1 protein-coding gene is annotated in these 557 nt (G+C 66.1%); it reads right to left on the minus strand.

All coding sequences use genetic code 11. The features are described from left to right. The coding region (locus VSX56_RS20775; protein WP_350939392.1) for an electron transfer flavoprotein subunit alpha/FixB family protein at positions 1–557 on the minus strand (557 nt) is incomplete at both ends.

Raw genomic sequence — 557 nt, forward strand, 5'->3', positions numbered from 1 at the left:
GGCACGGCGGCGAAGAGATCTGCCACGAGGCCGTAATCGGCGATCTGGAAGATCGGGGCTTCCTCATCCTTGTTGATCGCGACGATCACCTTGGAATCCTTCATGCCGGCAAGGTGCTGGATCGCGCCCGAGATGCCGCAGGCGATGTAGAGATCGGGGGCCACGACCTTGCCGGTCTGGCCCACCTGCCAGTCGTTGGGGGCAAAGCCCGAGTCGACGGCCGCGCGCGAGGCGCCAACAGCCGCTCCCAGCTTGTCCGCCAGCGTCGAGATGATGGCGAAGTCCTCTTCCGAACCCACGCCACGGCCACCGGAGACGACGATCTTGGCGCTTGTCAGTTCGGGGCGGTCCGAGGCCGCCACACGGTCCTCGACCCAAGACGACAAGCCCTTGTCGCCAGCGGCTTGACCTGCCTCGACCGGCGCCGCGCCACCGGCTGCGACTGCGTCAAACGAGGCCGTGCGCACGGTCAGCACCTTGGTCGCGTCTTTCGATTTCACCGTCTGGATGGCATTGCCCGCATAGACGGGGCGCTCGAAGGTGTCGGCATCAACCAC

It is taken from the genome of Thioclava kandeliae (genome assembly GCF_040297545.1).
Lineage (GTDB): Bacteria > Pseudomonadota > Alphaproteobacteria > Rhodobacterales > Rhodobacteraceae > Thioclava > Thioclava kandeliae.